The 23,766-nt window shown below is 67.0% G+C and carries 28 protein-coding genes; 7 read left to right on the top strand and 21 right to left on the bottom strand.

What is annotated here, in order from left to right; all coding sequences use genetic code 11:
* Nucleotides 1–3: 3 nt before the first annotated feature.
* Together ACNI65_RS15930 and ACNI65_RS15925 are read right to left on the bottom strand one after the other, a co-directional pair.
* Nucleotides 4–366: a response regulator gene (locus ACNI65_RS15930; RefSeq protein WP_058934514.1), complete on the bottom strand. Its 363-nt coding sequence runs from the start codon at nt 364–366 to the stop codon at nt 4–6.
* Nucleotides 367–489: 123 nt separating this feature from the next.
* Nucleotides 490–903, bottom strand: a complete 414-nt coding sequence (locus ACNI65_RS15925; RefSeq protein WP_416757889.1) for a hypothetical protein — start codon at nt 901–903, stop codon at nt 490–492.
* 328 nt (nt 904–1,231) lie between these two features.
* Here ACNI65_RS15925 and ACNI65_RS15920 point away from each other — a divergent pair, with 328 nt between their 5' ends.
* The 6 genes from ACNI65_RS15920 (at nt 1,232) to ACNI65_RS15895 (ending at nt 7,654) form a co-directional block, all read left to right on the top strand.
* A complete protein-coding gene (locus ACNI65_RS15920) occupies nt 1,232–2,392 on the top strand; it encodes a histidine kinase (RefSeq protein WP_416757888.1) in 1,161 nt (386 codons plus the stop codon).
* Nucleotides 2,389–3,036 carry a response regulator gene (locus ACNI65_RS15915; RefSeq protein ID WP_297531346.1) on the top strand — a complete coding sequence of 216 codons (648 nt, stop codon included), beginning with the start codon at nt 2,389–2,391 and terminating at the stop codon, nt 3,034–3,036. Before ACNI65_RS15920 ends, ACNI65_RS15915 begins: the two co-directional genes overlap by 4 nt.
* Nucleotides 3,037–3,174: 138 nt before the next feature.
* The gene (locus tag ACNI65_RS15910) at nt 3,175–4,398 is read left to right on the top strand and encodes an efflux RND transporter periplasmic adaptor subunit (RefSeq protein ID WP_416757886.1); all 1,224 of its coding nucleotides are present in this window, start codon (nt 3,175–3,177) and stop codon (nt 4,396–4,398) included.
* A 29-nt stretch (nt 4,399–4,427) separates the two neighbouring features.
* Nucleotides 4,428–5,138: an ABC transporter ATP-binding protein gene (locus ACNI65_RS15905; RefSeq protein ID WP_416757884.1), complete on the top strand. Its 711-nt coding sequence runs from the start codon at nt 4,428–4,430 to the stop codon at nt 5,136–5,138.
* 27 nt (nt 5,139–5,165) lie between these two features.
* The gene (locus ACNI65_RS15900; protein WP_416757883.1) at nt 5,166–6,335 is read left to right on the top strand and encodes an ABC transporter permease; all 1,170 of its coding nucleotides are present in this window, start codon (nt 5,166–5,168) and stop codon (nt 6,333–6,335) included.
* Nucleotides 6,336–6,337: 2 nt separating this feature from the next.
* Complete coding sequence (locus ACNI65_RS15895) at nt 6,338–7,654, top strand: ABC transporter permease (RefSeq protein ID WP_416757882.1); 1,317 nt, start codon at nt 6,338–6,340, stop codon at nt 7,652–7,654.
* Nucleotides 7,655–7,699: 45 nt separating this feature from the next.
* Here ACNI65_RS15895 and ACNI65_RS15890 read toward each other — a convergent pair whose 3' ends face one another.
* The 14 genes from ACNI65_RS15890 to fliF form a co-directional block, all read right to left on the bottom strand.
* The gene (locus tag ACNI65_RS15890; protein ID WP_416757881.1) at nt 7,700–8,176 is read right to left on the bottom strand and encodes a hypothetical protein; all 477 of its coding nucleotides are present in this window, start codon (nt 8,174–8,176) and stop codon (nt 7,700–7,702) included.
* A gap of 168 nt (nt 8,177–8,344) precedes the next feature.
* Entirely contained in the window at nt 8,345–9,109 is a 765-nt protein-coding gene (gene fliR / locus ACNI65_RS15885) for a flagellar biosynthetic protein FliR (protein ID WP_416757880.1), read from the bottom strand.
* Nucleotides 9,110–9,117: 8 nt separating this feature from the next.
* Nucleotides 9,118–9,387, bottom strand: a complete 270-nt coding sequence (gene fliQ / locus ACNI65_RS15880) for a flagellar biosynthesis protein FliQ (RefSeq protein ID WP_416757879.1) — start codon at nt 9,385–9,387, stop codon at nt 9,118–9,120.
* Nucleotides 9,388–9,418: 31 nt separating this feature from the next.
* Complete coding sequence (gene fliP / locus ACNI65_RS15875) at nt 9,419–10,213, bottom strand: flagellar type III secretion system pore protein FliP (RefSeq protein ID WP_416757878.1); 795 nt, start codon at nt 10,211–10,213, stop codon at nt 9,419–9,421.
* A 13-nt stretch (nt 10,214–10,226) separates the two neighbouring features.
* Nucleotides 10,227–10,592 (bottom strand): FliO/MopB family protein, encoded by a 366-nt coding sequence (locus tag ACNI65_RS15870; RefSeq protein ID WP_416757877.1) that lies wholly within the window; start codon nt 10,590–10,592, stop codon nt 10,227–10,229.
* A 65-nt stretch (nt 10,593–10,657) separates the two neighbouring features.
* Complete coding sequence (fliN, locus tag ACNI65_RS15865; RefSeq protein ID WP_416757876.1) at nt 10,658–11,098, bottom strand: flagellar motor switch protein FliN; 441 nt, start codon at nt 11,096–11,098, stop codon at nt 10,658–10,660.
* Nucleotides 11,091–12,092, bottom strand: coding sequence for a flagellar motor switch protein FliM (fliM, locus tag ACNI65_RS15860; protein ID WP_416757875.1), 1,002 nt, complete (start codon nt 12,090–12,092; stop codon nt 11,091–11,093). Before fliM ends, fliN begins: the two co-directional genes overlap by 8 nt.
* Before the next feature lie 25 nt (nt 12,093–12,117).
* Nucleotides 12,118–12,696 carry a flagellar basal body-associated FliL family protein gene (locus tag ACNI65_RS15855; protein WP_416757874.1) on the bottom strand — a complete coding sequence of 193 codons (579 nt, stop codon included), beginning with the start codon at nt 12,694–12,696 and terminating at the stop codon, nt 12,118–12,120.
* A gap of 166 nt (nt 12,697–12,862) precedes the next feature.
* Nucleotides 12,863–14,329, bottom strand: a complete 1,467-nt coding sequence (locus ACNI65_RS15850) for a flagellar hook-length control protein FliK (RefSeq protein WP_416757873.1) — start codon at nt 14,327–14,329, stop codon at nt 12,863–12,865.
* Between the two features lie 64 nt (nt 14,330–14,393).
* Entirely contained in the window at nt 14,394–14,864 is a 471-nt protein-coding gene (gene fliJ / locus ACNI65_RS15845; RefSeq protein WP_416757872.1) for a flagellar export protein FliJ, read from the bottom strand.
* A gap of 34 nt (nt 14,865–14,898) precedes the next feature.
* Nucleotides 14,899–16,323: a flagellar protein export ATPase FliI gene (gene fliI / locus ACNI65_RS15840; RefSeq protein ID WP_416757871.1), complete on the bottom strand. Its 1,425-nt coding sequence runs from the start codon at nt 16,321–16,323 to the stop codon at nt 14,899–14,901.
* On the bottom strand, nt 16,320–17,177 hold the full coding sequence (locus tag ACNI65_RS15835) for a FliH/SctL family protein (RefSeq protein WP_416757870.1): 858 nt from the start codon (nt 17,175–17,177) through the stop codon (nt 16,320–16,322). Before ACNI65_RS15835 ends, fliI begins: the two co-directional genes overlap by 4 nt.
* A gap of 35 nt (nt 17,178–17,212) precedes the next feature.
* On the bottom strand, nt 17,213–18,208 hold the full coding sequence (gene fliG / locus ACNI65_RS15830; protein ID WP_416757869.1) for a flagellar motor switch protein FliG: 996 nt from the start codon (nt 18,206–18,208) through the stop codon (nt 17,213–17,215).
* A 44-nt stretch (nt 18,209–18,252) separates the two neighbouring features.
* Entirely contained in the window at nt 18,253–19,983 is a 1,731-nt protein-coding gene (fliF, locus tag ACNI65_RS15825) for a flagellar basal-body MS-ring/collar protein FliF (protein ID WP_416757868.1), read from the bottom strand.
* A 176-nt stretch (nt 19,984–20,159) separates the two neighbouring features.
* Between fliF and fliE the strand changes: the two genes are divergently transcribed.
* Nucleotides 20,160–20,480, top strand: a complete 321-nt coding sequence (gene fliE, locus ACNI65_RS15820) for a flagellar hook-basal body complex protein FliE (RefSeq protein WP_416763638.1) — start codon at nt 20,160–20,162, stop codon at nt 20,478–20,480.
* A gap of 11 nt (nt 20,481–20,491) precedes the next feature.
* Here fliE and ACNI65_RS15815 read toward each other — a convergent pair whose 3' ends face one another.
* From ACNI65_RS15815 to fliS, 5 genes are all read right to left on the bottom strand, one after another.
* Entirely contained in the window at nt 20,492–21,325 is an 834-nt protein-coding gene (locus tag ACNI65_RS15815) for a CPBP family intramembrane glutamic endopeptidase (RefSeq protein WP_416757867.1), read from the bottom strand.
* Between the two features lie 64 nt (nt 21,326–21,389).
* On the bottom strand, nt 21,390–21,611 hold the full coding sequence (locus ACNI65_RS15810) for a hypothetical protein (protein ID WP_416757865.1): 222 nt from the start codon (nt 21,609–21,611) through the stop codon (nt 21,390–21,392).
* 203 nt (nt 21,612–21,814) lie between these two features.
* Nucleotides 21,815–22,549 carry a flagellar brake protein gene (locus ACNI65_RS15805; protein ID WP_416757864.1) on the bottom strand — a complete coding sequence of 245 codons (735 nt, stop codon included), beginning with the start codon at nt 22,547–22,549 and terminating at the stop codon, nt 21,815–21,817.
* Between the two features lie 181 nt (nt 22,550–22,730).
* Nucleotides 22,731–23,030: a flagellar protein FliT gene (locus tag ACNI65_RS15800; RefSeq protein WP_416763637.1), complete on the bottom strand. Its 300-nt coding sequence runs from the start codon at nt 23,028–23,030 to the stop codon at nt 22,731–22,733.
* A gap of 117 nt (nt 23,031–23,147) precedes the next feature.
* The gene (gene fliS, locus ACNI65_RS15795) at nt 23,148–23,582 is read right to left on the bottom strand and encodes a flagellar export chaperone FliS (RefSeq protein ID WP_416757863.1); all 435 of its coding nucleotides are present in this window, start codon (nt 23,580–23,582) and stop codon (nt 23,148–23,150) included.
* Nucleotides 23,583–23,766: the final 184 nt, after the last annotated feature.

Below are 23,766 nucleotides of genomic sequence, written 5' to 3'. Positions count from 1 at the left end.
ACGTCAGCGGATCACCTTGCCGATCACCTCGATCAGCTTGGCCGGGTCGAAGGGCTTGACCAGCCAGCCGGTGGCACCGGCGGCGCGGCCCGCCTGCTTCATCTGATCGCTGGACTCGGTGGTCAGGATCAGGATCGGGGTGGTCTTGAACTTCGGGTTGTCGCGCAATTTCTTGGTCAGGCTGATGCCGTCCATCCGGGGCATGTTCTGGTCGGTCAGCACCAGGTCGAAATCGCGTTGCGTCGACTTCTCCCAGGCGTCCTGCCCGTCCACCGCCTCCACGACGTTGAAACCCGCATTCTTGAGGGTGAACGAGACCATCTGGCGCATGGAGGCCGAATCGTCTACGGCGAGGATCGAGGGCATTTTGAGTTCTCCGGATGACTAGCGGTTTTCGGGTGGACCTGAAGATTCTTGAGGACCTTGAGGGCGGTCGGCTGACCACGCCCCGTGTTTTCGTGACCTAACGGACGGAAGGACGTAACTTCGTCAGAACAATTCGATCGAGCCGGCGTCCATCTCGTCCTGCGTGACGGGATTGGGGCGCAGCGGGGCGGTCTCGACGACGGCCATGCCGTCCTCGTCGTCGCCGAAGGTGTCTCGGGCCAATTGGTCCGAGCAGTTGCGCAGGCGCTGGCTCGTGTGCGCGATCAGCTGCGTGGACATGTCCTGGAACTGCAGCGCGGTGATCGCGCCGGCCAGATGCAGCATCAGCTGCTGCAGCGCGTCCTGATCCCTGGCCTCCGGCAGGCGCTCACGCATCTGGTCGACCAGGCTGGACGCGCCGAAGAAATGCGTCGACAACGCCTCGCAGGCGTCATCCAGCAAGCGCTGCAGGCGCTCCAGGTCATTGTTGACCGTCATCAGATGGTCCTGCAGCTCGGCCGCGGCAAGCAGCGGCATCAGGCCACTCTCGTCCGGTTCGACCGACGTCTCATCGATTTGCATCTTGACTCCACATAGGCTGTCCTGGTGCCTTCTCATGTCTGCCCAACTCAGACATGCGCCCGGACTTTGTCGGCTGGCAAGAATCTTCGGCGTTTGCCACGCTTCTGTCGACGGGACTAACCGTGCAAAGTCGGCCCAATCGCTCAGATCGATTGGTCATCGACGAGGCGCCTACAAATCTCGATAAGGGTAAACCCAACACTCTACGGTTTCCAGATGAATAAAACGTGGGGGCCGGACGCGTGGTCGAGGGATGCGCGACAAACTTGGCATACTCGCGCCCATGCCGACTCTCCCCCTGGCCGAGCGCCGCCTGCGCCTGCTTCATATCGAGGATTCCGACCTGGATCACCAACTGATCCTGGCCCAGTTGCAACGGGCCGGATTGCGCTTCGAAGTGACGCGGCTGGACACGCTGCCCGATATCGAGCGGGCCCTGGACCAGACCTGGGACGCGGTGATTTCCGATTACAACCTGCCGGGGTTTTCGGGCCTGGTCGTGCTGGACATGATCAAGCAGCGGCAACGGGTGCTCCCGTTCGTGCTGGTCTCGGGCGAGATCGGCGAGGACACCGCCGTGGCCGCGATGCGGACTGGCGCCTCGGATTACCTGCTCAAGAACAACCTGGCGCGGCTGGCCCCGGCGCTGCTGCACGCGATCGAGTCCTGCGAGGCGCAGCTCGCGCGCCAGGAGGCCGACCGCGAGCTGCTCAAGTCCAAGCAGCAGCTGCACGAGCTGGCCGGCCACCTGCAGACCAGCGTCGAGATGGAGCGCGCGGCCATCGCGCGCGAAATCCATGACGACGTGGGGGGCTCGCTGACCGCGCTGAAGTTCGACCTCGCGTGGATCGCGCGCCACAGCAAGGACGAGGACGTGCAGCAGCGCGTGCAGTCGGCGCTGGAGACGGTCACCAGCGCCATCGAATCGAGCCAGCGGATCATGCACAACCTGCGTCCGGCCATCCTGGAACAGGGATTGCTGGCAGCAGTGCAATGGCTCGCGGCGCGCTTCGAGCGTCGCACCGGCATCACCACGGCGGTCCGCCATGTGGGCGAGCAGTTCCAGCTGCCGGCGGGTGTGCCGCTGGTGGCCTACCGCTGCGCGCAGGAGGCGCTGACCAATGTGTCCAAGCATGCCGGGGCGACCAAGGTCGACGTGGAGCTGAGCATGGAGGGCGGCGTGCTGACCCTGGAGATCAAGGACAACGGCCACGGCATCGCGCCGGGCGACCTGAGCAAGGCCCGCAGCTTCGGCATCCGCGGGCTGCGCGAGCGCGCGGCCACCGTGGGCGGCTGGGTCGACCTGAGCAGCGGCGTGCACGGCACGGCGCTGATCCTGTCGGTGCCGCTGCGCGGTGTGTTCGGCGACCTGGAGTTCGACGACGACGGCGAACCCGTCGGCGTGGCGGTCACGCATGACCCCTCTTCGTGGGGCGCCCTATGATCAAAGTCATCCTCTGCGACGACCACGCGCTGATCCGCCGCGGCATCCGCGACACGCTGTCCGACGCGCCCGACATCGAGGTCGTGGGCGAGGCCGGCGACTACGGCGAGCTGCGCAGCCTGATGCGCACGCTGGCCGCGGACAAGCAGTGCGACGTGCTGGTGCTGGACATCAACATGCCGGGCCGCAGCGGCCTGGACGTGCTGCACGTGCTCAAGGATGAAGGCACGACCACGCGCGTGCTGATCGTGTCGATGTATCCCGAGGACCAGTACGCGATCCGCGCGCTGCGCGCGGGCGCCTTCGGCTACGTGAACAAGGGCGGCGACCCGCAGCTGCTGGTGCAGGCGGTGCGCACGGTGGCCCAAGGGCGCAAGTACGTGACGCCCGAGATCGCGCAGATGCTGGTGGAGAGCCTGACGGCGCCCGCGCCGGAGCAGGCGCACCAGAAGCTCTCGGACCGGGAGCTGCAGACGCTGGTGATGATCGCCTCGGGCAAGCGGCTGTCGGACATCGCCGAGGAGCTCATGCTCAGTCCCAAGACGGTCAGCGTCTACCGGGCGCGCGTGCTGGAGAAGCTGGCGCTGTCCAACAACTCCGAGCTGACGGTCTACGCGATCCGCAACGGACTCGTCGAAAGCTAGCCGTTCCGTTCGTCGTCCCCAGGGGACGTTCGCGCCAGCCAGCCGCCATTCATCGCAAGCGAGCATTGACGAGGAGGGGGCGCCTCGGAGAATGCGCCCCGGCATTGAACACAGCAGGGGGCCGTCATCGATACCGCATTGTTGAAAGAACTGCGCATCCAGGGCGATGAGCGCGAGGACCACGGCGGCGGACCGCCGCGGTGGGTCTGGATCCTGGGCGCGGTCGTCGTCGTGCTGGCGCTGGCCGCGGCCGGCGGCTGGTGGTGGTGGCAGCAGTCCCGGATCCCGGAGGTCCAGACCGCCAACGCGCTCGCGCGCGGCGGCGCGGCCGGAGGCAACGCGGTCCTGCAAGCCACCGGCTACGTCACCGCGCGGCGCGCGGCGACGGTCTCCACGCAGATCACGGGCACCCTGACCGAGGTCCTCTTCGAGGAGGGCGACAAGATCCAGAAGGGCCAGGTGCTGGCCCGGCTCGAGGACCACGCGCTGCGTGCCGCGCTGGACATGGCCCGGGCCAACGTCAAGAGCGCGCAGGCCAATGTCGAGGCCACGCGGGCGCAACTGGCGCAATCGCAGTCTGACCTGCGCCGCCAGGACGAGTTGGCCGCCAGCGGCATGTCGACGAAACAGGCCGCCGAGCAGGCCCGCACCGCGGTGACGGCCAACACGGCGTTGCTGGAGGCGCGCCGCCGCGAGGCCGACGCCGCCGCGGCGCAGGCGACGCAGGCGCAGGTCAACTTCGATTACACGGTCGTCAAGGCGCCGTTCGCCGGCGTCATCACCGCCAAGGCGGCGCAGGTCGGCGAGATCGTCTCGCCGCTGTCGGCCGGTGGCGGCTTCACGCGGACCGGGGTCGGCACCATCGTCGACATGGAGTCGCTGGAAGTCGACGTCGACGTGAACGAGGCCTACATCGGCCAGGTCAAGGCGGACATGCCGGCCGAGGCGGTGCTCGATGCCTATCCCGACTGGCGCATCCCGGCGCATGTGATCGCGGTCGTGCCCGCGGCCGACCGCGGCAAGGCGACCGTCAAGGTGCGCGTGGCGCTGGAGAAGAAGGACCAGCGCGTGGTGCCCGACATGGGCGTGCGCGTGTCCTTCCTGGCCGCAAAGAACGACGCGCAGGCAGCGCCCCCGCCGGGCGTGCTGGTGCCGCGCTCGGCGGTCGTGACGCGCGACGGCGCGGAGGTGGTGTTCGTCGTCGTCGGCCAGAACGCCGCGGCGCGCAAGGTGAAGCAGGGAACGCCGGTGGGCGACCAGGCGGTGGTGCTCGAGGGCCTGAAGGCCGGCGAGCCCATCGTGCTGGATCCGCCGGAGCAGTTGCGCGATGGCGGCGGCATCAAGCTGACCACCGCCAAGTGATCCAAGTGATCGAAGTGCATGAACCGTTGATGCGAGGAGTCACCGTGAGCAATCTGATCGAGATCCGCGACCTGTCCAAGGTCTACACCCGAGGCAAGCAGAAAGTGGAGGTGCTGCACCACATCGACCTGGACGTGGCGCAGGGCGATTTCCTGGCGCTGATGGGCCCGTCGGGCTCCGGCAAGACCACGCTGCTGAACCTGATCGGCGGGCTGGACCAGCCCAGCGGCGGCAGCATCGCCATCGGCGGCGAGCGCATCGACCAGCTCAGCGCGGCCAAGCTGTCCAAGTGGCGCGCGGCCAAGGTCGGCTTCGTGTTCCAGTTCTACAACCTGATGCCGACGCTGTCGGCGCAGCGCAACGTGGAGCTGCCGCTGCTGCTGACCAAGCTCTCGGCCGCGGAGCGCAAGAAGCGCGCCGCGATCGCGCTGCAGCTGGTCGGCCTGTCGGACCGCGCGAGCCACAAGCCGACCGAGCTCTCGGGCGGCCAGCAGCAGCGCGTGTCGATCGCTCGGGCGATCGTGTCCGACCCGACGCTGCTCGTCTGCGACGAGCCCACCGGCGACCTGGACCGCCAGTCGGCCGAGGACGTGCTGGCGCTGCTGCAGGCGCTCAACCGCGACCACGGCAAGACCATCGTGATGGTCACCCACGACCCGAAGGCCGCGGAACGCGCCCGCCAGACGCTGCACCTGGACAAGGGCACGCTGGTGGAGCAGGGCGCCCACGTCGTGGGCTGAGGCCGCGGCACACATCAGGGGTAGGCCATGAAATACCTTCATCTCATCTGGGCGGCGCTGTTCCGGCGCAAGCTCCGGACCGTGCTGACGCTGGTGTCCATCATCACCGCGTTCCTGCTGTTCGGGCTGCTGGACGCGGTGCGCACCTCCTTCGACCAAGCCGGCCAGTCGGCCAACGGCGCGTCGCGGCTGCAGACCGGCTCGCGGCTGTCCTTCATCCAGACGCTGCCCATGTCGCTGACGCAGCGCATCCAGGCGGTGGACGGCGTCAAGCAGGTGACCTACGCGAACTGGTTCGGCGGTGCCTACCAGGACCCGCACAACCAGGTCTTCAGCTTCGCGGTCGCGCCCAACTACCTGGACGCGTATCCGGAGATGGTCGTCACCGACCAGGCGAAGCAGGCGTTTGCCTCGACGCGCATCGGCGCGCTGGTGGGCGAGGGCCTGGCCAAGCGCTTCAACTGGAAGGTCGGCGACAAGGTCCCGCTGCAGTCGACGATCTTCCCGGACCGCAACGGCAGCAAGAACTGGCAGTTCGAGATCGTCGGCCTGATCCACGCGGCCGACAAGAAGTCGGGCGGCTGGTACGACCAGATGTTCCTGCTGAACTGGAAGTACTTCGACGACACGACGCCCTACAACCAGGGCCAGGTCGGCTGGTACGTGACCCGCGTGGCGGACGCGAATCAGGCGGACCGCGTGGCCAAGGCGATCGATGCGATCTCGGCCAACTCCGACCATGAGACCCGCACGCAGACCGAGCAGGCCGCGATGGCGTCGTGGATGAAGCAGGTCGCGGACATCGGGCTGATCGTCAGCTCGATCATGGGCGCGGTGTTCTTCACGCTGCTGCTGCTGTCGGGCAACACGATGATGCAGGCGGTGCGCGAGCGCACCAGCGAGATCGCGGTGCTCAAGACGATCGGGTTCTCCGGGCGCAGCGTGCTGGCGATGGTGCTGGCGGAGTCGGTGCTGCTGCTGGTGATCGGCGGCGTGATCGGCCTGGCGCTGGCGAGCGTGCTCGGGCCCATCATCAGCGCGGGCAGCGGCGGTTCGCTGAACCTGCCTGCGGCCGGGCTCAACAGCTGGGCCATGGGCGTGGGCTTCATGGTGCTGTTCGGGGTGATCGTCGGCGCGCTGCCGGCGCTCAACGCGATGCGGCTGAACATCACCGACGCGCTGGCGGGGAGGGCTTGAGCATGAAGTTCCTGAAGAACCTGGGATTGATCCTGCTGCTGGCGGTCGTGCTGGCAGCCTGGGTGATGCTGCCGTGGACGGGCGCGCTTGGCCTGGCGGTGATCCTGGCGCTGTGGATGTTCCTGACGCGCCGTGGCGCGCAGGCGCGCTCGGTGACGGGTGTCGGCGTGAGCACGCTGCCGCAGCGGCTGGGCTCGTCGGCAGTGATCGTCGTGGGCATCGCCGGCGTGGTCGGCGTGCTGGTGGCGCTGCTGGCGATGGCCGAGGGCTACGCGGAGACGCTGCGCAAGTCCGGCAGCGAGGACACCGCCATCGTGCTGCGCGGCGCGTCGGCGGCGGAGGTCGCCTCGGTGATGTCGCGAGACGACATCACGCAGATCTCGCAGGCGCCGGGCGTGGCGAAGTCGGCCAAGGGCGAGCCGCTGGTCTCGGCGGAGACGGTGGTGGCGGCCAACCTGCCCGTCAAGGGCACGAAGACGGACGAAGAGGGCAGCGTGCAGATGCGCGGCGTGGGCGACGAGGCCTTCGCGGTGCGGCCGCAGGTCAAGATCATCAGCGGGCGCAAGTTCCAGCCCGGGCTCAAGGAGCTGATCGTCGGCCAGGGCGCCTCGCGTCAGTTCGAGGGCCTGGAGCCGGGCAAGCAGTTGCGTCTGGGCAGCCAGATGTGGACGGTGACGGGGGTGTTCGCGTCGGGAGACTCGATGGAATCGGAGCTGTGGGCCGATGCTCCCGTGGTGGCCGAGACCTACCGGCGCGGCGCGAGCCGCAACTCGGTGACGGTGAAGCTCACGGATGCCGCGGCGTTCAAGGGCTTCAAGGACGCGCTGGAAGCCAATCCGCAGCTGAAGGTGGACGCGACGACGACGCTGGCGTTCTTCGCGAAGCAGTCGGAGCAGATGACCAAGATCCTGCGCATCATCGGCATCGTCGTGGGCAGCATCATGGCGGTGGGCGCGGTGTTCGGCGCGCTGAACACGATGTTCGCCGCCGTGGCGACGCGAGCCCGCGAGATCGCGACCTTGCGCGCGATCGGCTTCCCTGGTCTGCCGGTGGTGGTCGCGGTGATGCTGGAGACGATGTTGCTGGCGGCGCTGGGCGGGCTGATCGGTGGCGGGATCGCGTATCTGCTGTTCAACGGCCATGCGGCGTCGACGATGGCCGCGGGGTCGGTGGGCAAGCTGAGCTTCGAGCTGCGGGTGTCGGGTCAGTTGCTGTGGGAGGGGCTGAAGTGGGCCCTGGCCATCGGCTTCATCGGCGGCCTGTTCCCCGCGGTGCGCGCCGCGAGCGTGCCGGTGACGACGGCGTTGCGGGAGTTGTGATCGCGTGGAGAGCCGCGCCACCGGGAGGTGGACGCGGCTCTTCGGTCAAGGGCGTTCATTTGCCTTTGACCCTCCGGCCGTCTTCGACTCCTTCTCTCGAGATCGGGACATATACGGGCCGGTTCGAACAAAGATGGTGACAGGGCCCGCGGCGTGGTCGAGATGCGCCGGAAAGTCTTCGTAGAAGAGGTCCTCCTCCGGATTCCCCATCTGCTCGTGTGCGGTGAAACCGTAGATGCTGAAGATGAGGATCCCGCCCGGGTCATCGTCAGGGCAGATCTGAGCGGTGATCTCACGGTCGGGGAAGCTCCTCTTCACGTGCGTGAGGAAAGCATCGAGGTCCTCGGCGTTGATCTCGTCTTGATGATGCAGGAACGCATCGATCGTCCGGTCAAACTCCTGGGAGCCGATCAGCGCTTCACGCCCGTAGCCGATGTCTTCCAGTTGCTCGGTCGGTGCGGGAGGGCTTGAAGTCAGGATGGCGTTGACCTGCACGGTCTCTGCCTGGGTCATGGGTCGCATGGTGTTTCTCCATCGTCAGGTGAATCGGGACTCGCCGCTGCGACAGAGGTGCCGCAGGCATCGAGTCCGCTGATTGTTCAGACCTGACCCTCGATCCACCATGACCCAAACCAGTTGGCGGTGGGGGAGAAAAATGCAAAGTCGAGTTCCCCTCGAAAGTGGGAACTCTCAGTTGAACGCCGCCAGCATCCGCTCCAGCGCGACCATGAAGGGCTGATGCATCAGCGGCAGCGTCGCCACCAGTCCCACCAGTCCGATGCTGACCGTCAGCGGGAAGCCCACCGAGAACACGTTCAGCTGCGGCGCCACCCGCGAGATGATGCCCAGCACCAGGTTCACGAACAGCAGCATCGTGATCAGCGGCAGCGCGATCCACAAGCCCATCCGGAAGATCTCCGCGCCCCAGACCTGCGGCTGCGCGATGCGCAGGAAACGGAACGGGTCCTCGCCCACCGGGAAGGCCTGGAAGCTCTCCACCAGCGAGTTGATCAGCATCAGGTGACCGTTGATCGCCACGAACAGGAAGGCCACCATCGAGCCGAGGAAACGTGAGGTCGACGTGCCCTGGCCGCCCGTCGACGGATCGAAGAAACCCGCGAAGTTCAGCCCCATCTGCAGCCCGATCAGCTCACCGGCGAATTCGAGCGCGGCGAACACCACCCGCACCGCGAAACCCATCGACAGTCCGATCAGCAACTGCTGCCCGATCGCCGAGAGCAGGTGCGGCAGCGAGTCCAGCGGGATCACCGGCATCGTCGGCAGCGAGGGCTGCGCTGCCACCGAGATGAACAGCGCCAGCCCGATCCGCACCCGCGTCGGCACGTTGCGTTGGCTGAACACCGGCATGCCGGCGAACAACGCGAGCGTGCGGATGAAGGGCCACAGGATCGGATTCAGCCACGCCAGCAGCTGCGCTTCGCTGAAGGAAATCATGCGCGGCCTCAGCCCAGCGCCGTCGGGATGCTCTGCAGCGTGCGCTGGATGTATTCGACCAGCGTCGTGATCATCCACGGGCCGGCGATGGCCAGCACCAGCACCGCCGCGACGATCTTGGGCACGAACGACAGCGTCGACTCGTTGATCTGCGTCGCGGCCTGGAAGACCGACACCAGCACCCCCACGGCCAGCACCGTCAGCAGGATGGGCGCGGCGACCAGCAGCAGCACGTACAGGCCCTGCTGGCCGACGCTGAAGACTTGTTGGGCATCCATGCGGTTCTCCGATCTCGGGCGGTGGCCGGCGCTACTGCGCGAACGAGGCCGCCAGCGACCCCAGCAGCAGGTTCCAGCCGTCCGCCAGCACGAACAGCATCAGCTTGAAGGGCAGCGACACCAGCACCGGCGACAGCATCATCATCCCCAGGCTCATCAGCACGCTGGACACGATCATGTCGATCACCAGGAAGGGGATGAAGATCAGGAACGCGATCTGGAAGGCGGACTTCAGCTCGCTGGTCACGAAGGCCGGCACCAGCACGCGGAACGGCACGTTCTCGGGCGCGACGTTGGGTTCGAGCTTGGCCAGCTTGGCGAACAGCGCGACGTCGGACTGGCGCGTCTGCTTGAGCATGAAGCCGCGCATCGGGACCTGCGCGCGTTCGAGCGCGACCTCGAACCCGATCTGGCCGCTCTGGTAGGGCTGCCAGGCCTCGGCGTAGACGCGGTCCAGCGTCGGGCTCATCACGAAGAAGGTCAGGAACAGCGACAACCCGACGATCACCTGGTTGGGCGGCGCGGCCTGCGTGCCCAGCGCCTGGCGCAGCAGCGACAGCACGATCACGATGCGGGTGAAGCCCGTCATCATCAGCACCACCGCGGGCAGGAAGCCCAGCGCGGTGAAGAACAGCAGGGTCTGGATCGGCACCGAGTAGCTGTTGCCGCCGGCGCCCTGGCCGATGACCAGCGGCACGCTCGCCGGCGCGCCGCCCTGCTGGGCCCAGGCCGCGGCGCCCAGGCCGCCGAGCGCCAGCGCGCCCAGCGTCACCGCCAGCGGACGAAGCGCGCGTCGCGCGCGGGTCGGGGAAGAGATCGCCGTCATGCGCCGTTCCCGCTCAGGTCGAGGTGGAGGAACCGGGGCCATCGGCGTGCCTGCCGCCCAGGCTGCGCTTGAGCAGCGAGGAGAACGAGGGCTGCGCGGCCTGCAGCGCCGCACCGGCGTCGGCCTGCGGCGGCATCACATGCAGCGTGCGGATCTGCTGGCCGGTGATGCCCAGCACGAGCCACTGGCGGTCCGCGTCCTGGCCGACCTCCACGATCACGATGCGCTGGCTGGGCGCGATCACCAGCTGCGCCACCGTGCGCAGTTGCCCGCCCAGCGCGGCGCCGCCCAGCGGCGTGCGCTTGAGCAGCCACAGCACGACTGGAATCAAGGCCAGGATGGCCAGGAACCAGAGCAGGGGAACGAGGCTGTTGTTCATGGCGGGCGATTATGCGTCCCCGAAATGCATCAACCCCACCGAGGTGGGGTTGAGCCGGGGTCAGATCATGCCTTGCTGAGGCGCCGCATGCGCTCGGATGGGGTCACGATGTCGGTCAGGCGGATGCCGAACTTGTCGTTGACGACCACGACCTCGCCTTGCGCGATCAGGTAGCCGTTGACCAGCACGTCCATCGGCTCGCCGGCCAGCGCGTCGAGCTCGACCACCGAGCCCTGCGCCAGCTGCAGGATGTTCTTGATCGGAATGCGCGTGCGGCCCAGCTCCACGGTCAACTGGACCGGGATGTCCAGGATCATGTTGATGTCGCTGCCGGGCAGGTTGCCCGGCGTCGGCGCGAAGTTGGTGAAGGCCGCCGGCGCGACCTGCTCGGCCACCGGCTGCACTTCGGCTGCGACCTCGCTGCCGCCGCCGCCGGCTTCCGCCAGCGCTGCCGCCCATTCGGCGGCCATTGCGTCCTGTTCGTCCATCGGGGTGTTGTCAGCCATTGCGGGCTCCCAGCCAGCCGGCATCCGGGCCGGTCAGCATCTTTTCAATCTTGATCGAATATTTGCCGTTCGAGGTGCCGTAATGGCAATCGAACACCGGCACGCCGTCCACCTTGGCCTGGATCATCTGCTGCAGGTCCAGCTCGATGAAGTCGCCCGGCTTGAACGCCAGCAGCTGTTCCACCGTCGCGGGCGCGTTGGCCAGCTCCGCCACCAGCTCGACCTCGGCCGACTGGATCTGGTGCTTGAGCAGGTTGACCCAGCGGCGATCCGGCTCGCTCGAGTCGCCCTGCGTGGTGCTGTACAGCACGTCGCGGATCGGCTCCAGCGTGGAGTAGGGGATGCAGAAGTACACCGTGCCGCTGGTCTCGCCGATCTCCAGCGTGAACGACGTGGACACGATGATCTCGCTGGGCGTGGCGATGTTGGCGAACTGGGGCTGCATCTCCGAGCGCTGGTATTCCAGCTCCAGCGGATAGATGCCCTTCCAGGCCTTGGTGTACTCCTGGATGATGACCTCGACCAGGCGCAGGATCACGCGCTGCTCGGTGGCGGAGAAGTCCCGGCCCTCGATGCGGGTGTGGAACTTGCCGATGCCGCCGAACAGCGAGTCGATCACCGCGAACACCAGCGTCGGATCGCACACGATCAGCCCGTTGCCGCGCAGCGGCTTCACCGACACGATGTTGAAGTTGGTCGGGACCACGATCTCGCGCAGGAACGCGCTGTACTTCTGCACCTTGATGCCGCCGATGGCGACTTCCGGGCTCTTGCGGATGAAGTTGAACAGCCCGATGCGGATGTTGCGCGCGAAACGCTCGTTGATGATCTCCATCGTGGGCATGCGCCCACGGACGATCCGTTCCTGGCTGGCGAGGTTGTACTCGCGGATGCCGCCGGTCTGGACTTCCTCGGCCTCGAGCTTCTGGCTCTCGCCGGTGATGCCCTGGAGCAGGGCATCGACTTCGTCTTGCGACAGGATTTGCTGATTCATCGCCTGATCCCTTCGGGATGTCCGCTTACTGCACGATGAAGGTGGAGAAGAGCACCTGCGTCACCGGGCTCTCGACCGGGCGCTTCTTCTTCTTTTTCTTCTTGCTCGAGGCGCCTTCGTCCTCGTCCTCGTCGTCGAGCTCGATGCCCATCGGGCGCACGGCCTCGCGGCGGATCTCCTTGGCCAGGGTCTCCTTGCCCTCGACGCTCAGCAGCTCGGCCGAGGTCTTGTGCGAGAGCACGATCAGCACGTTGTTGCGGATCGCCGGCATGTAGGCCTTGAGCTGGTCGGCGAACTTCGGGTCGGCCACTTCCAGCGTGATGCCGATCTGCGCGAAGCGGTCGACTTCCTTGTCGGCCAGGTTCACGGTGAAGGGGTCCAGCGGGACGAAGGTCGGCGGCGTGCCGGGCTTGACGTGGGCGGCGGCCGCGGGCTTTTCCTCGACGGCGCCTTCCTCGTCCTCGGCATGGGACTTCTTCTTCATCATCAGCAACGCGCCGACGCCCACCAGCACCACCACCAGGACGATGGCGACGATGATGATCAGCTTCTTCTTGCCGCCGCCCTTGACGGCGGCGTCGTTGCCTGCGGCGGCTGTGGCCATGGGCGCTCCGGTGATGAAAGGTGAGGGGACTGCGGGGAGCCGGACCACGTGATCCGGCAATGGCTCCCATTGTGGAGCGCCGCCCGCGCGCTCAACGCGCGAAAAGGCGGCGGAATCCGGTCAGACTCGGCGCGGGGCGCCTTCGTCCGGCCATGGAGATCAAGGCTCAGGCGTACAGGTCGACCAGCCCGCGCGGGGCGGAACGGCGCTCGGACCGGCCGGCGGCGGCGATCGCGCCATCGTCGTCCGACCCACCCCGACCGCCTCGGCGGCCCGAGGCCCGGCCGGCGCCGTCAGACGCGCCGTCCTCGCGATTCTGTCCGCCGTTGGACTGGCTTTGGGCGAACACCCCGCCGCCGCTCAGGGTCAGTCCCTGCGCCTGCAGGGCCGCCGCCAGGTCCGGCAGGCTGCGTTCCAGCACCTCGCGCGTGGCCGCGTGCTGGGCATGGAAGTTCACCTGCGCCTGCTGGCCGTCGAGCTGGATGTTGATGGACACCGGGCCCATCTCGGTCGGGTTGAGCTGGAGCTGCGCCTCGTGCACGCCGTCCTGGATCAGGAGGCTGACGCTGGCGGACAGCTCCGGCGCGAAGTCCGGGCTGTGCAGCGGCTGGCTCAGCGGAACGCTGGGCGCCGTGGGGGCGGTCGAGGCGTCGGCGCCGGAGGGGGCGTTGGCCGCGCCGGATTGCTGCGCCGCGGCGAGCAGCGCGTCGAAACTCGGTTGCGGGCCCTGGGCGCTGTCGGCCTGGGCGATCTCGTGCGCGCCGCCGGCCACCGCCTGGAGCGTGTCCTGCGAGGCGGCCTTGTCGGCGCCTTCCACGGGGCCGGCCTTGCCGCTGGCGGCCTGATCCAGTTCGCGTTGCAGCTGCTGACGCTCGCGCATCACCTCACCGGTGGTGGCGGGCTTGCCGTGGCCCTGCGCGCCGCCTGGCAGCGCGTCCGTGCCTGCGGCGTCGCCGTCCAGGGCGCCCTTGCGCGGCTTGTCGGCGGCCTCGGCGGGCGCTTCGCCGCGCAGCATGGCCAGCATCTGCTCGGCGGGCGTGGCCTCGCCGTCCTTGGACTCCTTGGCGACCTTCTTGTCCTTGCCGTCCGCCTCCTTGGCGACGCGCGTGTCCGCGTCCGTCTCGGCCGCGTCACCCGCGGCGGTCGTGTCCTTGGCGTCGACGTCCGAAGCATCCTCCGTCGAGGCCGTGGCGTCCGCCTTGGCGTCAGCCGGCCGCGCCGGTGCCGTCGAGCCGTTCGCTTCACGAGCCTCATGGCGGGCGGCCGCGTTCTTCGCGGCGAGCTTGTTCTCGTCCTGAGCGGCGGTGTTCTCGGGTTGGCGATTGTTGGCGCGCTGCTGCTGTTGCGCGGCGGTCTGGCGCTGCGCCTGCTGTTGCGTCTGCAGTTGCTGGGCTTGCTGCTGGGTCTGCAGCTGCTGCGAGGCCAGCTGTTGCGAGGCCAACTGCTGCGATTGCTGCTGTGCCTGAAGCGCGGACATCGCCGAGCTTGGCGACTGCAGTTGCTGGCTGCTCTGGTTGAGGAAGCGGGAGAAATCGGTGGACGAACCGTCCTTGCGCCCGGTGTAGGCGGGATTGTTCGCACCCAGGCCGCCAAGGGCGCCTGGAAGGGAGGTGTTGTTCTGGATCTGCGTCATGGCGAGGGAGGTTCCGGTCGGTCAGGCGGCGCGTGGACAGCGCGCCGGGAGCGGGGCGCGACGCTCAGGCGACGAGCCGGGACATCGGGTTGCCGCCGCGGGAGGCCGCGCGGGCGGCCTGCTCGTCGGTGGCGCGCTGGTCCTGGCGCATCTGCTGGCGCAGGGACTCGGCGCGTCGGCGCTCGATGAGCTTGCGCACCGAGGCGACCCGCAGTTCACGCTCGCGCAACTGGTCGCGGGCGGTGCTGACGCGCTGATCCGCGAAATCGGCGATGCCGCCCTGCTGGCCGATGGCCTGGTCCAGGCGCTGGCCGAAGTTCTGATAGCAGCCCAGCAGCTGGACAGTCGTCCGCTGAGCGAACTCCTGCGTCCAGCGGTGGCGGTAGTCCGTGCGGTACTGGTTCAGCTGGTCGTGCTGATTTCGGGCGGCGCTGGCTTTCGCCTGCGCGTCCTGCAAGAGACGCAACGCTTCATCGCGCTCGGCCTCCGCGCGTTCGAGGAGAACGGTCAGGGCCTGCAGATTGGAACTACTCATGTCGATGACCTCGCTTCACGGATGTCGGCAGCTATCACGCAAAGTTAAGTGTGGCGGTCAACTGATTGAGGCAATCGTTCAAAGAAGCGGGGGAATGCATGTCTTGTTGGAGCAATCGGTCCATGTCGCCATGCAAGCGGACCGCCAGGTCCAGTTCCGGGTCATTGCCCGGCTGATAGGCACCGAGCTGGATCAGGTCGCGCGCCTTGTTGTATTTCGCCAGCAGCTGGCGGAAGCGTCGTGCCAGTTCGACGTGGCGCTTGTCGGCAACGCTCGTCATCACGCGCGAAATGGAGCGTTCCACGTCGATGGCAGGGTAGTGGCCGCTCTCCGCGAGCTCGCGGCTGAGCACGATGTGGCCGTCCAGGATGCCTCGGGCGGCATCGGCGATCGGATCCTGCTGGTCGTCGCCTTCGGACAGCACCGTGTAGAACGCGGTGATGGAACCCTCGCCCGCGAGCCCATTGCCGCTGCGTTCGACGAGTTGCGGCAACTTGGCGAAACAAGAGGGCGGATAGCCCTTGGTTGCCGGCGGTTCGCCGATCGCCAGCGCGATCTCGCGCTGCGCCATCGCGTAACGCGTCAGCGAATCCATCAGCAGCAGCACATGCTGGCCGCGGTCCCGGAAATGCTCGGCGATGGCCGTGGCGTAGGTCGCGCCCTGCATGCGCAGCAGCGGCGGCGCATCGGCGGGCGCGGCGACGACGACGCTGCGATGCAGGCCTTCCTCGCCGAGGATGTCCTCGATGAATTCCTTCACTTCGCGGCCGCGTTCGCCGATCAGGCCGACGACGATGACATCGGCCTGCGTGTAGCGGGCCATCATGCCCAGCAGCACCGACTTGCCCACACCGGTGCCGGCGAACAGGCCCAGTCGCTGGCCGCGCCCGACGGTCAGCAGTGAATTGATCGCGCGCACGCCGGTGTCCAGCGGGCGGCGGACCGGATCGCGGTCCATCGCGTTGATCGGGCGGCGCACCATCGGTTCGTCGCGGACTTCCCCGAGCGGGCCGCGCCGGTCGATCGGATGGCCCTGCGGGTCGACGACACGACCCAGCAGCCCGTCGCCCATGGGCAGGTGCAGGCCGCGATCCTCGTCGCGGCGCCAGGGATGGCGCTCCTCGCCGAGTATCGGACCATGCAGCGCGGCGGGGCGGGGCAGCACCATCGCACCGCTGGCCAGGCCCTGGATCTCGTCGGTCGGCATCAAATAGGCGCGATCGCCGGAGAAACCGACGACTTCCGCCGTCACCGGCCGCTGGCCGCGCCGCGGCGACGTGGCCGAGGAGGGCATGTGGATCTCGCAGACCGAGCCGACCGGCACCTTCACGCCGGTGGCCTCCAGCACCAGGCCGGCCACGCGGACCAGCTTGCCTTGCGGCTCCAAAGCAGGGGCGTTGCCGGCAAAAGCCTGCAGATCGTCGAAATACTGGGTCCAACGATCGATGCGGCTGCTCATGGTTCGTCCCCGAATCCGTTCTGGTTGCCGTGCGGCAGCCCGCCGTACTGGCTGGGCGTGGGATCGGCGCGGAAGTCGAGCCGGCTGTCGCGCGATTCCTCGGCAGCGGTGCGGCGGTCCTCCCAGACGGCGGTCTGCCCCATCGCGTTGACGGCGGCTTGCCAGCGCGCGGGCATCGAAGCGTCCACGCTGCAGATGTCGGCATCGACCTTGACGCCGCCGCGGCCGATGGCCGGATCGGGAATGACCTGCGCCTCACGGGCGCGCAGCTCCTGGCCGGCGCCGTCCAGCACCAGCGGGAGGTCGTCGGGATGCACGCGCACGCGGACGTGGCGGGCGTTGATCAGCAGCGCCTCGACCGCGTCGTGGGCGACCTTGGAGACGAGCTCCGGCGCGGTTGCGAGTTCATTGCGCACGACCTGGCGAGCCAGTTCAACCGCGGTGCGGGCGAGCGCCTCGGCCATGCCTTGCTCGATGGCCGACAGGTCCTGGTCGAAGCTGGCGACCAGTTGCCCGACCTGGGCGGTGATCTGCTTGGCGAAGCTCTGCTTGAACGCGTCCAGCGCGGCCATGCCGTCGCGGTAGCCGTCCTGGTAGCCGGACTGGCGCGCCTGCTGCATCAGCTCCTCGACGCTGGGACCCGGCGGCGGCGGCGGAGGCGGCGGTTCGACCGGCGCGGGCGCGCTCACGGGCGGGCGGCGCGGTGCGGCGCCGCCGTCCAGCGCGCCTGGATTCCAGGCCGCGAAGCCCGACAGCTCCTCGCGCGGGATGATGCGGCTGTAGGTGTTGCCGCGCGGCGAATCGCCCTCGGGGCGCGGGGGCGGGGGGACTTGGCGGGGCGGGCGGCTGACCATGGGCGGTTAGACAGGCGTCTGGGCGTCGGATGCGATCACAGGAACTGGTCGTCCCCGCCGCCGGCGAGCACGATCTGGCCTTCGTCGACCAGGCGGCGTACGACCTTGAGGATTTCCTTCTGCTCGGCCTCGACCTCGGACAGCCGCACCGGGCCGCGCGATTCGAGGTCCTCGCGCAGCGTCTCGGCGGCGCGGGAGGACATGTTGCGGAAGATCTTCTCGCGCAGCTCGGGGCCGGCGCCCTTGAGCGCGACGATGAGCGATTCGGACTGGACTTCCTTGAGCACGGCCTGGATGCCGCGATCGTCGATCTTCTCCACGTCATCGAACGTGAACATGTTGTCCATGATCTTCTGCGCGAGGTCGGAATCGGCCTCGCGGATGTAGTCCAGCACCGAGGCCTCGACGCTGGTGCCCATCATGTTGATGATCTCGGCGGCGGTCTTCACGCCGCCCAGGTTGGACTTCTTCATGCGTTCGCCGCCGGCCAGGATCTGGCCCATGACCTCGTTGAGGTCCTTGAGCGCCATCGGCTGGATGCCGTCCAGCGTGGCGATGCGGATCAGCACCTCGTTGCGCTGGCGCTCGGTGAAGACGCGCAGCACCGAGCTGCTCTGGTCGAAGTCCAGGTGCGACAGGATGGCCGCGACGATCTGCGGGTGTTCATTGCGCAGCAGCTCCGCGACGGAGCCCGGATCCATCCACTTCAGCGACTCGATCGACGACACGTCCGAGCCCTGCAGGATGCGGTCCAGCAGCAGGTTGGCCTTGTCGTCGCCCAGCGCCTTGCGCAGGACGGAGCGCACGTACTCGTCGGTGTCGCTGACCAGAGTGCTCTGCGACTCGGCGACGAGGTCGAACTTCTCGAGCACCTTCTCGACGCGATCGCGCGGCACGACCTTCATCTTGGCGATGGTCTCGCCAAGCTTTTGCACTTCCTTGGGTGCCAGGTGCTTGAAGACCTCGGAGGCTTCCTCCTCGCCCAGCGACATGAGCAGGATGGCCGCGTCTTCTACGCCTTTGTCGTCCATGGTGGGGTCTCGCTATCGATCCTGATGGGCGTGCCGGGGGCCGCTCAGCGGCGGCCGCCGGCCGGGGCGGTTTCCAGCTCTTCGCCGTTGACCCAGGCGCGCATGATGTTGGCCACCGCGACGGGGTTTTCCTTGGCCAGCAGACGGGCGCGCTCGAGCTTGTCGTTGGAAACCGGGGCCTCCAGGGCGGGCAGTCCACCCGGACCGCGCGGGCCGCCCAGGGCAAGCTGCTCGTCCTCGACGACGCTGAGCTGATTCTGGGCAGTGTCGTCCTTCTCCTCGGCCGGCGGCGGGAAAGCCGCCTTGAGAGCAGGGCGAACCATGCCGAACACCGCGATCAGGGCCACCAGCACCAGGGCGGCGGGCACGGCGAAGTCGCGGGCCACGTCGCGCAGCCAGGGCTGCTGCCACAGCGGCACGTCGGCGTTGGCCACCTTGTCCGAGACGAACGGGGTGCTGATCACCTTGACCGAGTCGCCCCGATCCTGCGAGAAGCCCAGCGCTTCCTTGACCAGCGAATCCAGCTTCTGCAGTTCGGTGTCCGACAGCGGCTGGCTGGTCGTCTTGCCGTTCTTGTCCGTGACCGTCTTCTGATTGACCACCACGGCGGCGTTCAGGCGGCGAACCTGGCCGATCGCATTGCGGGTGACGCGCACGGTGCGGTCGAGTTCGTATTGCATGTCCGCGTTGCGGCGCATGTTCTGCGTGCCGCCGGACTGGCCGGCCGGCTGCATCGACTGGCCTTGGCCATTGATCGGGGCGGCGGCTTGCGGCGGGACCTGGTTGGTGGTCGCGCCGGGGACGCCGGTGGGCACGCCGGCGGTGCCGCCGGATTGCTCCTCGGAGGTCGAGCGGCGCACCGCGCTCTGGGTGTTGGGACCCTGGTTGGGCTTGTATTCCTCGGCGGTGGATTCAACCTGGTTGAAGTCCACGTCGGCGGTGACGGTGGAGCGCAGGTTCTCGCGGCCGACGACCGGCTCGAGCAGCTCGGCGATGCGCTTGTTCAGGTTGGCTTCGACCTGCTGCTTGTACTGCAGCTGCTGGCTGTCGAGACCGCCGCTGGTGTTGCCGTCCGGGTTCTGGGAGAGCAGGGCGCCGGTGCTGTCGAGCACGCTGACGGCCTTGGGATTGAGTTCGGGGACCGAGGACGACACCAGGTGGACGATGCCGGCGATCTGGGCGCGGTCCAGCGTGCGGCCGCCGCGCAGGGTCAGCATGACGGAGGCGCTGGGCTTCTGCTGTTCGCGGAAGAAGCCGTTCTGTTGAGGCATGGCCAGGTGGACGCGCGCGTCGGCGACGTCGGCCATGGCGGTGATGGTGCGGGTGAGTTCGCCCTCGAGCGCGCGCTGGAAGTTCAGGCGCTCGTTGAAGGCGGTCTGGCCGATGGACTGCTTGTCCATGAGCTCGAACCCCACGATGCCGCCCTTGGGCAGGCCGGCGGAGGCGAGCTTCATGCGCAGGTCGTAGACCTGGTTGGCGGGGACCATGATGGTGCCGCCCGGGTCGTTGCGGTAGGGCACGTTCATCTGCGCGAGTTGCGCGATGACGGCGCCGCCGTCCTTGTCGGAGAGGCCGGAGAAGAGGGGCCGGTAGTCCGGGCGGGCCGTCATCATGGACATGGCGACGATGACCGCGAGCAGCGCGGCGACGCCGCCGCCCAGCATCAGCTTGCTCTTGGTGGGCATCGCGGCCAGACGGGCGGGCAGGCCGGCCGGTTTGGCGGTCTGCTGGGCCTCGGGGAGTCCGGCGGCGGGGCTGCTCAGGGCGTTGTCCATGGGGCGGTGGGTGTACGGCTGGGGTCGGACGATCGGCGGAAGGCGTGAGCCGGGCAGGGGCCGCGGCACAGGACTGGATTATTTCGAAGGGGGCCCTCAAGAATGGTGAGAACAGGCCGAAGAAGGCCCCCCAGTTCCGAGCAATGGCGGGCGGCGGGATCCGTACGATGCGTTCCGTGGACCTCAAACTCAAACCCTTCGACTTCGCCAGCGCGGTGGCCCGTGCCGGACTGACCCCTCAGGGGCAGCCGGTGGCCAAGGCCGCGGTGGGCGGCACGAGCTTCGCGGATGCGATGAGCTCGGCGTTGAAGTCCGTCAGCACGCAGCAGAACGAGGCGTCGCGGCTGCAGCGGGAGGTCCAGATGGACAACCCGACGGTGAGCCTGGAAGAGACGATGGTGGCGATGCAGAAAGCCCAGATCGGATTCCAGGCGACGCTGCAGGTGCGCAACCGGCTGGTGTCCGCCTATTCGGAAATCATGAACATGCAGGTGTAAGGCTGGGAATCTCAGCCCCTTGCCTCTTCATACCAAGGCCGCGACGGATCGCGGCCTTTTCTGTTTCTGAATGGCAAGGTCAGGAGTTGAACGCCGAGCAGGCAAGCGGCCCCGATCACGAACCAGTCGTGCCACGCGTCGCCGGCGAATTGTGCTAGGCGGCCAGCAAACCAATGTCGAAGGGGTCCGGCCTGAGCAGTGCTGACGTTCATGATCACGTGCGTCAGCGTATTCAGCCAAATGTTCTGATAGGTCCAGAAGAGCCAACCAAGTAGGCACCCTCCCATGGCGTAGAAGAGAAAGTGGTTTTTCGAGATCAGCGCTATGCCACCATGCATGAGGGAAAAGATGCTGCCTTGGAAAGCAAGGGCTGCGACACACCAATAAGTGTTTTTGTTCGCGATTGCCAAAAGCCGTCCAAGAAGAATCTTTCGATAGATGAGTTCCTCGACGAGTGCGAGGCTGGCTATACACCACAGCGATACAGGCACCAACTGCCACCGAAGTTCTGCGGATGCCTCTGTGTAATGAGACATCATTGCCGAGACCGAAACCGCAGCGGGCACGATCGCAATCACCAGTGCGGCCCAATACTTATCGCCCTTTAGACTTGTCAGTTTCTGGAAATCGAACGGATAGGACCAGCCCTGGGCGCGGCAGCCTTTTTGCAAAGTCCAGAGCATTACCAAGAGCCATGCCGCCATAGCGCCGCTTGTGAAAAAGACGCGCTCGAGTTGGGATACTGGGCCAAAAAACTGGCGGAACATTCCGTCGGAGAGCCGGCCCAGCAAGAGTGCAGAAATGTGGGCGGCGAGGAATATCGGTAGCGCAAGAAAAGCTTTCATTGGGTACATCCTGAGACAGACGGGCAAAGGTGCCCGCCTGCACGTGGAAAGGCCGCAATAATCTTCAGTTGTACTGCTTCAAGCACATGATGATCAGTTCCATGTCGAGGATTGATCGATCATTGTTTGTGATGCCGTCGAAGTAACACTCACCCCAACTTCGCTGGCCTGTATAGCTGTAGTCGTCGCCCATTCCGGTTGCGCCGACTTCGCCACCCGAGACCATTTCGATTTCCGCTTGAGTCAGTTCACGCATGATTTCCTCTTGAATGTCGCCGAGAAACATCGGCAAACTCATTCTGCTGAGGTGATTTAAATCGTCGATTGGGAAATGTCCCTCGGGTATTCGAGTCGGTGAAATAGTTAATTTGAGTCGGTGCCAATCCTCTTTCCACTGCTTCAGCTGGAAGCTGACAAAGGTTCAGAACGCCAAAAGAACAAAAGCCACCCGAGGGTGGCTTTTGTTCTTGATTCGAGCGGCTCAGCCGTTCAAACGCTCCGGCGCATCAGGCGTTCGCGCTTCTGCGCTTGGTCGATGAAGATCTGCAGCGCCCGCGCGGCGGTCGGGGCCAGCGAGACGAACGCGCATCCCACATGGTGCGGCGTGCCGGCCGGTTCGCCCGGCTCCATGTGCTGGACGCGCAGCAGCGTCGTGAAACTCACCTCGCGTTCCAGCTCCAGCGTTCCGGCGATCTCCTCACCCGGTTGCGGCACCGGCAGGACGTTCGCCGGCCATTGCAGGGCCACCCCGCCCGCGCTCACGTTCATGACGCGGATCCTCGGCAGGTCCGGATGGCTGAGCTTCAGCGCCGGATACAGCTGACCGGCGGACGCCACCCGGTAGGCCTGGCGCCGCTGGAAGCGATACAGCCGCAGCGGCACCGGTGCGCGCAGCACCTCCGCGCCATCGCCGCGGATCGCCACCAGCCCCGACACGTCGAACTGCAGCTTGATCCGGTCCAGGAAGGCCGTCGCCACCAGCTCGTCGCTGGCCAGCACCGGCGCCAGCGTGTCGCCACCGGTCGGCGCTTCCATCGTCAACATGCCGTGCGGCGTGTCCAGCGCCCGCAACACCGTGTGGATCGCCTTGCCGTCGGGCGTCGTCAACTGCAGCCGCGCCTGCGACTGCAGCAGCTCGCGCAGCCAGTTCATGATCTCGCCGGGCGCGTCGAGCCGGAAATCGGCATCCGCGGGATCGGCGGTACTGGTGGCGGCAGAGGACATCTTCAGATCGCTCAAGGACGGATTCCGGCGGGCATCGTGGCTCGAAATTCTCGCGCATCACCAAGGCAAACGCCGCGCCAGGCCCATCGGTTCGAGGGGCCGGTCGCGGCGCCGGTCTGCAGGCAGACCCCGGTCGCGTGACCGAAGTCTCGTTGCGCTGCGGGGTGCGGGAAGGACCCGGTCAGTGGACCGTCTTGGACTTGCCCTTCATCAGCTGGTCCAGGTCTTCCAGCCACGGCTCGGCCAGGTGGCGGATCTCGGCGTCGTTGACCAGGATGCGCTGCATGATGCGCGTCTTCAGCTGCGACTCCTCGGCGCCCAGCTGCTGGCTCGAGGCCGCGTGCTTGAGCTGCGAGATCAGCAGGACGCAGGCGCCCTCGAGCTTGACGACTTCGTCCCAGTTGCCCGAACGGGCGGCGCTCAGCATGTCGGCGCTGGCTTGCTCGATGGCTTCGTAGTAGCTCAACAGTTGGGTGCTCATGATGCGGTCCGGGGTCGTCGGGGCGGCGTGGGCGGCGAGGGCGGCGGATTGGGGCTTGGCGTTGTACTTGGACATGGAACTTCTCAAGTCGTCAGGCTGTTCGGCTTGATCCGGGGATCAGGCTGCGGCGCGTTGGTCGGCAGTGGCCGGGGCGATGCTGGCCCAGGCTTCGCGGATCGGCTGCAGCAACCGCACGCATTCCTCCACGGCGACGTCGTCGCTGCGCAGATTGGCATGGGTCAGTCGCATGCAGATGTAGGCATACAGGTCGCGCAGGTCCAGGGCCAGCTCGCCCGACTCCAGGTTGAGGGCCGCCTTCAGGCCTTCGTCCAGGATGCGGACCGCGCGGCTCAGGCTGCGGTTCTTGACATCGACATTGCCGGTGCGGATCGCGCCGATGGCTTGCGTCATCGAATCGAACGCACCCTCCAGCAGCAGGGTCACCAGACGGTGCGGCGACGCCTGCATCACGTCCGTTTCCACGCCGACGCGGTTGTACATGCTGCTGGCGCGTTGACCGTGGGAGGCGAAGGGAGAGGAGTTGCCGTACATGGTGTGCTGCTGGGGTTGTGCTGTAGTGCTTGAATCAGTTTTCGGCCCCCGACGGCTCAACTTGAGCCTCCCACGTGTCGAATTTGTCTCGAAATTCTGACCGCGTGAAGAAAAACAAAAGCCTCCGTGAGGAGGCTTGTCGGCACGCTTTTCGAAGCGCCGGAGAAGGGTGGGGTATCCGGGG

This window comes from Roseateles sp. So40a, from assembly GCF_048081605.1.
GTDB lineage: Bacteria > Pseudomonadota > Gammaproteobacteria > Burkholderiales > Burkholderiaceae_C > Roseateles.
Note: the sequence above shows the minus strand (reverse complement) of the source record. Positions and strands in the feature narration are given on the sequence as shown.

Coding starts and splice junctions, on each gene's coding strand:
- ACNI65_RS15930 (WP_058934514.1), bottom strand. CDS start 366: ATGCCCTCGATCCTCGCCGTAGACGATTCGGCCTCCATGCGCCAGATG.
- ACNI65_RS15925 (WP_416757889.1), bottom strand. CDS start 903: ATGCCGCTGCTTGCCGCGGCCGAGCTGCAGGACCATCTGATGACGGTC.
- ACNI65_RS15920 (WP_416757888.1), top strand. CDS start 1,232: ATGCCGACTCTCCCCCTGGCCGAGCGCCGCCTGCGCCTGCTTCATATC.
- ACNI65_RS15915 (WP_297531346.1), top strand. CDS start 2,389: ATGATCAAAGTCATCCTCTGCGACGACCACGCGCTGATCCGCCGCGGC.
- ACNI65_RS15905 (WP_416757884.1), top strand. CDS start 4,428: ATGCGAGGAGTCACCGTGAGCAATCTGATCGAGATCCGCGACCTGTCC.
- ACNI65_RS15900 (WP_416757883.1), top strand. CDS start 5,166: ATGAAATACCTTCATCTCATCTGGGCGGCGCTGTTCCGGCGCAAGCTC.
- ACNI65_RS15895 (WP_416757882.1), top strand. CDS start 6,338: ATGAAGTTCCTGAAGAACCTGGGATTGATCCTGCTGCTGGCGGTCGTG.
- ACNI65_RS15890 (WP_416757881.1), bottom strand. CDS start 8,176: ATGCGACCCATGACCCAGGCAGAGACCGTGCAGGTCAACGCCATCCTG.
- fliR (WP_416757880.1), bottom strand. CDS start 9,109: ATGATTTCCTTCAGCGAAGCGCAGCTGCTGGCGTGGCTGAATCCGATC.
- fliQ (WP_416757879.1), bottom strand. CDS start 9,387: ATGGATGCCCAACAAGTCTTCAGCGTCGGCCAGCAGGGCCTGTACGTG.
- fliP (WP_416757878.1), bottom strand. CDS start 10,213: ATGACGGCGATCTCTTCCCCGACCCGCGCGCGACGCGCGCTTCGTCCG.
- ACNI65_RS15870 (WP_416757877.1), bottom strand. CDS start 10,592: ATGAACAACAGCCTCGTTCCCCTGCTCTGGTTCCTGGCCATCCTGGCC.
- fliN (WP_416757876.1), bottom strand. CDS start 11,098: ATGGCTGACAACACCCCGATGGACGAACAGGACGCAATGGCCGCCGAA.
- fliM (WP_416757875.1), bottom strand. CDS start 12,092: ATGAATCAGCAAATCCTGTCGCAAGACGAAGTCGATGCCCTGCTCCAG.
- ACNI65_RS15855 (WP_416757874.1), bottom strand. CDS start 12,696: ATGGCCACAGCCGCCGCAGGCAACGACGCCGCCGTCAAGGGCGGCGGC.
- ACNI65_RS15850 (WP_416757873.1), bottom strand. CDS start 14,329: ATGACGCAGATCCAGAACAACACCTCCCTTCCAGGCGCCCTTGGCGGC.
- fliJ (WP_416757872.1), bottom strand. CDS start 14,864: ATGAGTAGTTCCAATCTGCAGGCCCTGACCGTTCTCCTCGAACGCGCG.
- fliI (WP_416757871.1), bottom strand. CDS start 16,323: ATGAGCAGCCGCATCGATCGTTGGACCCAGTATTTCGACGATCTGCAG.
- ACNI65_RS15835 (WP_416757870.1), bottom strand. CDS start 17,177: ATGGTCAGCCGCCCGCCCCGCCAAGTCCCCCCGCCCCCGCGCCCCGAG.
- fliG (WP_416757869.1), bottom strand. CDS start 18,208: ATGGACGACAAAGGCGTAGAAGACGCGGCCATCCTGCTCATGTCGCTG.
- fliF (WP_416757868.1), bottom strand. CDS start 19,983: ATGGACAACGCCCTGAGCAGCCCCGCCGCCGGACTCCCCGAGGCCCAG.
- ACNI65_RS15815 (WP_416757867.1), bottom strand. CDS start 21,325: ATGAAAGCTTTTCTTGCGCTACCGATATTCCTCGCCGCCCACATTTCT.
- ACNI65_RS15810 (WP_416757865.1), bottom strand. CDS start 21,611: ATGTTTCTCGGCGACATTCAAGAGGAAATCATGCGTGAACTGACTCAA.
- ACNI65_RS15805 (WP_416757864.1), bottom strand. CDS start 22,549: ATGTCCTCTGCCGCCACCAGTACCGCCGATCCCGCGGATGCCGATTTC.
- ACNI65_RS15800 (WP_416763637.1), bottom strand. CDS start 23,030: ATGAGCACCCAACTGTTGAGCTACTACGAAGCCATCGAGCAAGCCAGC.
- fliS (WP_416757863.1), bottom strand. CDS start 23,582: ATGTACGGCAACTCCTCTCCCTTCGCCTCCCACGGTCAACGCGCCAGC.